The organism is Candidatus Thermoplasmatota archaeon (genome assembly GCA_038884455.1).
Classification (GTDB): domain Archaea; phylum Thermoplasmatota; class E2; order DHVEG-1; family DHVEG-1; genus JAWABU01.
This window is the reverse complement of the sequence record JAWABU010000053.1, coordinates 1-9,376: the sequence shown is the minus strand read 5'-3', so window position 1 is coordinate 9,376 and position 9,376 is coordinate 1. Positions and strand designations below refer to the sequence as shown.

Here is a 9,376-nt window from a genome sequence, read left to right as displayed (position 1 = left end):
ACGGACAACGATATGTTTTTCTTTCAGCAGCTTCTTTTACTATTTCAATCCCATCTATTCTATGTTATTTCACCGCATATGGAATCTGTGGGCTGGGATTAAAATTTCTTAAGTTAACAGCATCTATAATTAAAAGAAATTAGAGAGCCTGCCAACTTAAGGATTTAATCATATATCTTCTCGCCTGATAGTTTGTGTTGAAAGATCTTAAGTTGACACTATCGATTAGACCGAATAAAAATATAAAAAAATAAAAAAGAAAAGAATAGATTTCTACTTAATTTTAGTCCAGATGATTATCTGAGTACCAGAACCGGTTTGAGTAACCGATGGTCCTTCATCGCATATCGCTGATACCTCAATAGTTATTGATCCAAGACCAAAGAAGATACCAGTGGCAGCTGCAAACTGTCCATTCACTGGGACAGTTGCTTCGGTTCCAGTAACCTCTTTGTTGATTCGTCCAAGGATACCACCGGTGACTTTGATCGTCCAGTCAACATTGGTTGCTGGCGCTTTACCTGTGTTTTTAATCACAGTACCCACGCCAAAACCACCGGTTATTGCAGTTACTTCAAGTTTGGGCATAGGTTGTGCTTGGAAACCAATTGCTTCAAAGTAGATATCAGAATTTCCATTACGTGCATCAGTCCATACAATACCTGCTTGATCAATATGCACTGATCCTGGTTCTGCTACAACGGTACCGTCTTGATCATTCACTTGAACCGCGGTACTCCAAGTTGCACCGTTGTCGGAAGATGTTTTATAATATACATTATTCTCTTTAATATACGCGCAGTAGATAACACCGGTGGCATTGATCATTACAGTTCCAAAACCAGCATCAGATTCAACGGTATATTCCTGCCAATTCACACCATTATCGGTACTTATTTTTGCTTGGACGTCTCCATTTTTCGTGTAAACTGCAACAACTGTTGTATCTTTTGCTGCAATATCTGGGTCAGTCGCATCGGTTGCTAGGTAGAATTGTCCCATCGGCCATACCTCGATATCAGCATATTTATCCATACCGCTAGGTCCACCACCTTTGGTGAATAAAAACGTTGATGAGGATGGGTCAAGATCAGTAACTGTTGCTTTGAAGGCGATTTCTGGGACACCAGCACGATCATGTTCCATGATCATATAAATGCGTTCAGATCCTGTTGCCATTTCTGGTTTACTTGCAGGTGCTGTTTCAAGTACAGATTGACCATCATAGTAAAAACCAGCAGCCCAATTTGAATTAATATCCTCTGGGAAAAACACGTTTGATTGACTTACATCATAATACATATACCCAAGACCAGGTGCACCGGTAAATCCATAGGCAGTATCAATAGCAAGCCCGACAAGCCATTGCCCAACAAAGGTAAGTGCTCCCTCAGTATAATCAGTTGATCCTTGACCAGAAATACCATACCACATAAAGTCTGTTGAAGTTGCGATATCGCCAGCAATCCAAGCAAGTTCCTCGTTATACATATCGGCGAGAGGATCGATTGCAGTCCAGAAAAATTGATCTACAGCTGCTGAATATGCTAAATCTGGTGAGTTTAATACACCCGATCCTTGAAGACCTGCTGATGAATCAAATTCAAAATACAGTGTCCAAGTTTCTCCACCATCTTCTGAATATAGAAGTGGAATTAATGTTGAATCAGGTCCGTTTTCTTTTTCATAACAAACAACGATCACACCATTATTGGGATTTACAACTATCTTTGGGTGAATATCATCATGATCAGGATTATCAACTGATAGAAGAACATCAGAATTTCTTCCAATCGGTTTGACTACTTGTTTATGAAGTGCATGGCGCTGAGCAACTAAGATATTTTTTTCATTGTTAGCATGTATGGCTGACGTTGGCACTACAAATACCAATGCAACGATACATACTAGAACTGCTTTAAATATACCATACTTATGTTTATTTTGTGGCATAACAAATTCCCCTTTCTTTACTACAATACACATAATTAGTATATAAACCTATCGATAATAACATGTACAACATGTACAATGAAGTGTAATGAAATGAATTTATTATTATAAAAAAAAAGAAAAAATAAAGATAGTTTTTAATTTACTTTTGTGAGGAACAAGATTTGCGTTCCGCTCGCTGTTGCTTGATCATTTGCCCCTTCAGTACATGCTGCCGAAGCAACAACTGAAATGGCACCAAGACCAAGAATCATACCGGTATTCATGACCGCGTTTTCACTGATGCCCATTGTTGCAACCGTACCAGTAACCTCTTTGTTGATTCGTCCAAGGATACCACCGGTGACTTTGATACTCCATGCAACATTCGTTGCAGGGCCAGTTCCAACATTGGTAACCGTCGCTTTTGCTCCAATGCCCATTCCCTTTTGAATAACAACATCCAGAATGGGGATTTCGATTTCTGGACCAGCTGCTGCAAAATAGATATCAAGATCTTCGGCACGGTTATCCTGCCAAACCGCGTAAACATTGGTTTGTCCTTTTCCGAGATTTGATGCACGGTATTCAGCTTGAATCTCGTTATCAGCAACCTTAGTCTCATCTTCCCATGTTGCACCGCTATCTGAAGTTATCTTCGTATAGAGGACGTTTTCTTTGACATAGGAGCAGACAAAGTTTCCATCAGGTGTCAGAATAATATCAGGATATTGCGCACCGGTGACCACCGTGCTTTGGCTGAAACTTGTTCCACCATTTGTTGAATATAAACAGATAATGTCGCCATCTGATTCTGCAACGACCAACACTGAGTTGTTATAAGCTTCAATGCTCATGTTTTGTAAATGGGTTGTCCCATCACCAATATCTTTTGACCAGACTGAGGGATGTACTTGGTATGAACCTTGGTTTTGCCAGGTTCCAAAGTTGGATTTTCGAACTTTTAATTTAAACGTTGTTTCGTGATCATAGACTGCGTAGCACATTTGGGTTACTTCATCAAGAGCAACATCTGAATGAACAAAACCACCGGCTTGCAACCAGGAGATAATTCCACCGTCTGAACTGTACGGATACAGAATAAACGGTGTCCCAGGAACGTTTGCTCCTTGGTAATTGTTATATCCAGTCAATGCAACGCAACCGAAATTCCAATCTTCTCCTTGACGTGTGTATGATGCTATGGTGTTAAAACGAAAATCTTCGATACCATGAGGACCGAAATCCCACACCATTCCATCAGGTTGTGATGGGTCTGACCCTCCAACAACCCAGATCTCTCCACTGCTCCCAGATGGTGGCGCAAAGGTTGCATAAAAACCGTTCTGATTAGAATCAATATCAGGGTAACTACCTCCAAGAGATTCTGCAAAATAACCTGCTTCTTCCCAGGTTGATCCATCAATGGAATACAAAAACCAAGGGTAGTAATCGCCGTTTAAATTTGCTTCAAAACAGGTAAAAAACCGCCCTTGTGCATTTCCAGCAACAGCAGGATGAAAATCATCGGTTTCTGTATCAAAAATAATCACACTGTCACCACGATGAATCATATTCTGCTCAGGTCGTGCTTTGCTGATCGTTTTAAACATTGCTGTTGTAGCAATACAATCATCAGTTGTTTGTTCGACGTTTGTGGTTGGGATACTTATACCACTGGTAATCATCAGCCCAGCAATAACCAGCGTTATTGCGACTATATAGGTTGCTTTTTTCATGTTTTTCATCTTATTTCACCTCTATTAAAGGGGTATACTTCATTGGTAGTTATTACGATTCTATATTCAAGAAGCAATAGACCATCCTTTTCTTATGAAGTAGTGTATTGCTCTTGCCATAGATTCCCCCTAAGTCTTATTTTGATATAGATCAATCATTTTATTATTCTTTCGATTGATCATCTATAATTAAAATATATAAGCATGGTATTTAAATTTTTTGTTTAATTATATAAAAAATGAAAAAATTAAGAAAAATCAGGTACAGGAACCCAACCAGTAATTACAGTAAACCCTGCAGTAGTAACATTCGTATAGATACCTGCAACCTTTTTCTCACCAAGCCAAAATCCAAGGAATCCAAACATAGTCCCCACATAGTTTCCAGGATCATTAGATCGTTGTAAGAGTCCTTTTGTATCAATACCATTGACCGCGTATCCATAGTGAAAACTGATGATATCAAACCCTATGTAATTGATGAAGGTGTTCAATCCGAAGACTGCTGTTGTTCCGTTGATTAGTTCAAAATCGATAGCGCACATAGCATTGAAAACTGAGTTGTTAATGAGCGGGGCGGGTAATTTTTTATGTGATGAATATGATACTTTTTGAAATCTTTGCTGTGCGATCTGTTGCAGTTTTTCATAGGTGACATCTTCTGATATAAAATGATATTTTTGAAATACTGTAAGTTGTTTTTTAATCGACTCTTCAGGAGAGTTGCTTGTTGTTCGTATTGTTCGCAGTTCATTTTTTAAAGATTCTAATTCTGATTCAGGTATTTGTATTTCTTTTTTTTGAGTTCTAGAACCCGTGCAATCAAAAAAGGTAATGGTTTTGACCGACTGTTGCGAATGTTGTTCTGTTTGGAAAAGCTCTTGTTGATTGACTTGCCTGATACTTCCTATGACTGGTGTAGCGCTGAGGCAGATCATAAGAAGTATACTTATTGCAAAAAATCCTCCCTTTTTCATAATGAATCACATAACTAAATAAGTATTTTCTATTTAGAGATTTCTATTTTTGAACAGCAATTTTTCAGAAACTCATAGACAACGTTTGAATAATTCCTTGATTCAAAGAAGTGTCACTGTTTTTAAAAACAATTTGCTTATCAATATTATTGATTTTGAGTACGAGTTAGCATAAACACGGTTCAAATAATAATTTAAACTTATAACTTAATTTTTTAATTAATTATCGTAAAATACTTACATTATAACTATTGATATTTAATTCAATCCTGTGTATCAAAATAGCAGTATGAAAAAATGCATACAAAGTTTATTTAAAAGGAGTAACCAAGATGATTCTAAAGAGATGGAAAAAACGGATATACAGAAAATTAATTATTATATATTAAAAAAATAAATTGGTATCTATATGAAAATGAAAATAAAAAAATCAATTTCCTTAATCTGCATTCTCGCTCTCCTCATATATATGCCGATCATTTCATTGACCATCAAAGCTGATCCCCCAACAAATAAAAGTCCCGTTTTTTCAAAGATATCTCCACCGCATAACGCAACAAATGTTCCTATAACATGGAATCCTCTTAGTATCCACATCACAGATCCAGAAAACAACTCTTTTTCATGGACCATCAAAACGCAACCGAACATCGGCTTTGCCACAGGTTTAAACCAGTATAATGGGACAAAAAAATGTCTCATCACAAACCTCCAGTACAATACTACCTATACCTGGTGTGTCAATGCTACTGATGGTACAACGTGGACAAATCAAACCTTCTGTTTTACTACACAAAAAAATGAACTCCTTTCTCCTTTTTTATCATATTTTGGGCCCTATATCGATGCAGCGGATATGAACACGACCAATTGGAACCGATTTCTACAAACCGCGTCAGATCTCGGAGCCATTGGTTTTACACATATAGGATTTCATATTTGGACTCAAAATCCTTCAGACTTTCAGCTTACTACCCTCCTCAACAGAATTCATGATATGCGAAACTTAGGATATCCCCTTGCATTCCATCTGAGTTCTTCACATCTCATTCTGAATAATCAACTTGACCCTGAGACCCATGAAAGCAACGGGCAAAGTATAAAATTTTTTGATGCACCAGGATTTGTCGTACCTGATCCTTCAAATTCATGTTATCGACATGCTCATGATCCAGCATACAATGGAACTCTCTGGCAAGCAGAACTCCAACTTCTTGATAATTACACCTCCTGGATCGATATACAAAATAATGATTCTGTACTTTTTGATACGGAACTCTGGGGAAAACATCCAAGTTGGTTCAATAAAGATACAGGGTGTTTTCCGCATATCCTTGAACAAAGTAACAAGAGATACGCGAGTCATTCAACTGATGACTGCTATAATGAATACATAGCTTACTGGCGAGATCGAGGTCTTGATTTACGATCCTCTGTTAAAAATAAAAACCCAGAAACACAAGTGGTTTTTTATGGAGAAAACATACCACCTCTTCGTAACTCAACATGGATGCCTGTTGGAACTGGGGATATTAGTTCACCATCATGGTATTTTGCACCGCATCTGACAACTATTCAATCGTATCTAGATACTTATGATTTCTCAAATTCATATATCTGGCTGAGTTTTAGTATCGTTCAATCAAACCTCGTGTATAATCCCCCGGGACAAAACTACGGGAGCTATACCAGTACCTCATGGGATCCGAAAATATCTCAACGAATCGGATATTTACTGAACCTTGAAGGAGTAAAAGGAATTATTATATATCCTGGCCCAACCAGCAGTAGTTATACAACTGATTATTTCATGCAGCATGCTACTGCTTTAGCTCAAGGATTTATCCATGGAATAGATGTTGATGCCCTCTCTGAAATCTGTGGTGATGGCTGGGATAATGATGGAGACGGGTATTGGGACGAATCATGTGGTGATACAGAAGATGCTGACGGAGATGGTCTGCTTGACTCATGGGAAGTAGACTATTTCAACTCGCTTGAATACAGCAAATTTGATGATCCTGATCATGACCAGCTTGACAACATACATGAATTGTATACAGGAACAAATCCGAATAACCCAGATTCAGATAGTGATACGTATACTGATGGATATGAATACGAAGAAGCAACCGATCCTTTAGATGAAAATGATTATCCCATGCATAATGTGGTTTTTCCTCCACAGATATCATTCCCAAACCCAAATCAGAATGCAGTGAATGTTCCTCTTAGTACAAATGTACTCATCGTTTCAATTCATGATCCTCAAGGTTTTGATCTCTTCTGGTCGGTATCAACATCTCCAAATAGTGGCTCATCACATGGCGAATACGCAGTCAACGGAACAAAAACGTGTCCTATCTCTGGATTGTCACAACAGACCGTATATACCTGGACGGTATATGCTCATAATACCTATCGGATCAATAGGGTGCAATTTGTTTTTACAACAATAGGGCCGAGTCAGCCAAGTGGGGGTCAATTTTTTGAACCACCGTATCTGCCAACTGCACCACCAGGCATAAAAACAAACTCATCAAATAATCCACCAAGGATCACAAAATCACCACAAGGTTCAACAACCGCGAGAATTGACATTCCGTATACTTTCTCAATCGTAAGCTACGATTCTGAGGGCGATCAAGTCCGATATCGCTATGAATGTAGCGATGGTACAAGAAGTCCTTGGTCCTCGTATACTCATCCGAATATCTCATATACATTTGTACATTCATGGAAATCATATGGTACGTTTTCTATTCGAGTTCAAGCTCAAGATATTCGTGGAGCTAATAGCAGCTGGTCAGATCCATTAAGTATCCTTGTGTTTCAGATTGATCCAAATACGAGTTCACCAACGAAAGAGATCTCAATTAAGCATCTTCAAAAAGATAATACAACTTTTTCGTTCTTCATTAATGCAAGTAATGAGTCGATGCTATTATATTCATATATATGGGATTTTGGCGATGGCACGATTGCTGAAGGGATAAATGTCGTACATAGGTACGGACGTGATGGATATTATACGGTTGTTTTAACGATTCGAGATGGAGACGGGAACGAAGAAACAATAAGGTATACTGTTTTTGTTGAAAGTCCAGGTCTTGACGAAGCGGTAAATTCTTGGCTCATGGTTTTTAGTATCGTTGGTATCGGTGGTTGTATCGCCATAATTAGTATTGTTGCTTTCTTCGTGCATCGAAAAAAACAGCGAAGTTATAAACTAACCAAAATTATTTAATTATATATCGTAACATAGTTAATAAATTAATATTAGACATTAACTAATTGTTTTTTTGATAGACATGTCATACTTGTTCATTGTTTTACGCCGATGAGCAGAATTGCAGGTCATCTATATGTTAGATAATTTCTAGCAATGTAGTATGTAGTTCAAATGTACTAGGGAAGTACTTCAAGCGTATAAGTCGTCAAAAAGTTGAAGCGTTGTTCATACCCTTCAAACGAAGAGAACTGCAGATAAAAAAACGCTGGTTACCCGGCGGTTTTATAAAAAAAACTAGGCAGTTGGGTAACCTTCGGTAGTCCGAAGGTAACCAAAAAGAGGCTGTTTTTTACAAAAATTTGGCAGGAGACCCACCGCGCTGTGCAAAAATTTCTTGAACCTTGTTAAAATCTTGCACGGTTATTATTGGATCATGATCACTTTTATTCACATACTCTTCCCAACGGAGGTAACCACAATAAATTGGATTTTTTAAAATCGTTGAAACCGTCTTTTTCGCCCATAAACCCCCCTTTTTTGTTGGAATATGCGCATCATTAAGCATCTGAGAAATTTCACCGATACTTTTTCCTGTTAAATACCAAGAATAAATGTCCTGAATGATTCTAGATTCAGAGTCATTTACGACTAATTTTCCATCCAGATAATTATAGCCATACGGTATGTTAAAACCAAGCACCCCGCCATTCATTCGAGCCTTTTGTTCCATACCAATATAGACCCGCTCTCCAATTTGTTCTGATTCAAGCTGAGCGATTCGTTGAATAATATCCATGACAAAACGCCCCATTGCTGTCGATGTATCAAGTGATTCCATCATCGAAACAAATTCTTTCTTCTGTTTACTCAATTGTTCCATCATAAGCATAAAATTTTTTGAATTACGATGGATCCGATCCATTTTAATGACCAAAAGAATATCCCATTTGTCAAGATCTTCCATCATCTTGGTATACGCAGGTCGTCTTGTTTTTCTTCCAGAGTATCCATCATCGATGTATTCACCTGCAATTTCCCAATCGCGTGCTTTACAGTAACTACGAAGTTTTTCAATTTGAGCATCTAATGAAAAGCCTTCTTTTGCTTGGTCTTCAGTTGAAACGCGCGTATAAATTGCTGCGCGAATTTTTTTTGGTGCATCCATTAAGAAAAAGCAGTATTTGTGAATTTATAAAAATATCGATATAGCCTACTATGCTAAATATTATCTAACATAATTAATGCTAACATTGCATAACTATGTATAGCATACAATACTCAATTACTATGCAATATGTTAACACGAAAAATAATAGTTAATGTAAAACATTAAAAAATTAAATTAATAAAATAACAATATTTTAAAATAGAGGGTTTTGAATAACCCCTCATAGAAACCTCTATTTGACCCTTCGCCATACCTTATACATAAGGAGTGATGGAAGGATGAGTTTTGATCGTTTTATCCTGAAGCAGCAGTATGAAAAAGTGAAAGG

Annotated in this window: 5 protein-coding genes; 1 reads left to right on the top strand and 4 read right to left on the bottom strand. The window is 37.6% G+C overall.

Annotated elements, in window-relative coordinates; translation table 11 throughout:
- Window positions 1-273: 273 nt before the first annotated feature.
- From QXL17_08040 to QXL17_08030, 3 genes are all read right to left on the bottom strand, one after another.
- Window positions 274-1,953 (bottom strand): sialidase family protein, encoded by a 1,680-nt coding sequence (locus QXL17_08040; protein ID MEM4259078.1) that lies wholly within the window; start codon window positions 1,951-1,953, stop codon window positions 274-276.
- Window positions 1,954-2,090: 137 nt separating this feature from the next.
- The gene (locus tag QXL17_08035; GenBank protein MEM4259077.1) at window positions 2,091-3,680 is read right to left on the bottom strand and encodes a hypothetical protein; all 1,590 of its coding nucleotides are present in this window, start codon (window positions 3,678-3,680) and stop codon (window positions 2,091-2,093) included.
- Between the two features lie 239 nt (window positions 3,681-3,919).
- Window positions 3,920-4,648 (bottom strand): hypothetical protein, encoded by a 729-nt coding sequence (locus QXL17_08030; GenBank protein MEM4259076.1) that lies wholly within the window; start codon window positions 4,646-4,648, stop codon window positions 3,920-3,922.
- Between the two features lie 409 nt (window positions 4,649-5,057).
- Between QXL17_08030 and QXL17_08025 the strand changes: the two genes are divergently transcribed.
- Window positions 5,058-7,895, top strand: coding sequence for a PKD domain-containing protein (locus tag QXL17_08025; protein MEM4259075.1), 2,838 nt, complete (start codon window positions 5,058-5,060; stop codon window positions 7,893-7,895).
- A 334-nt stretch (window positions 7,896-8,229) separates the two neighbouring features.
- Here QXL17_08025 and QXL17_08020 read toward each other — a convergent pair whose 3' ends face one another.
- Complete coding sequence (locus QXL17_08020) at window positions 8,230-9,045, bottom strand: recombinase family protein (protein ID MEM4259074.1); 816 nt, start codon at window positions 9,043-9,045, stop codon at window positions 8,230-8,232.
- Window positions 9,046-9,376: the final 331 nt, after the last annotated feature.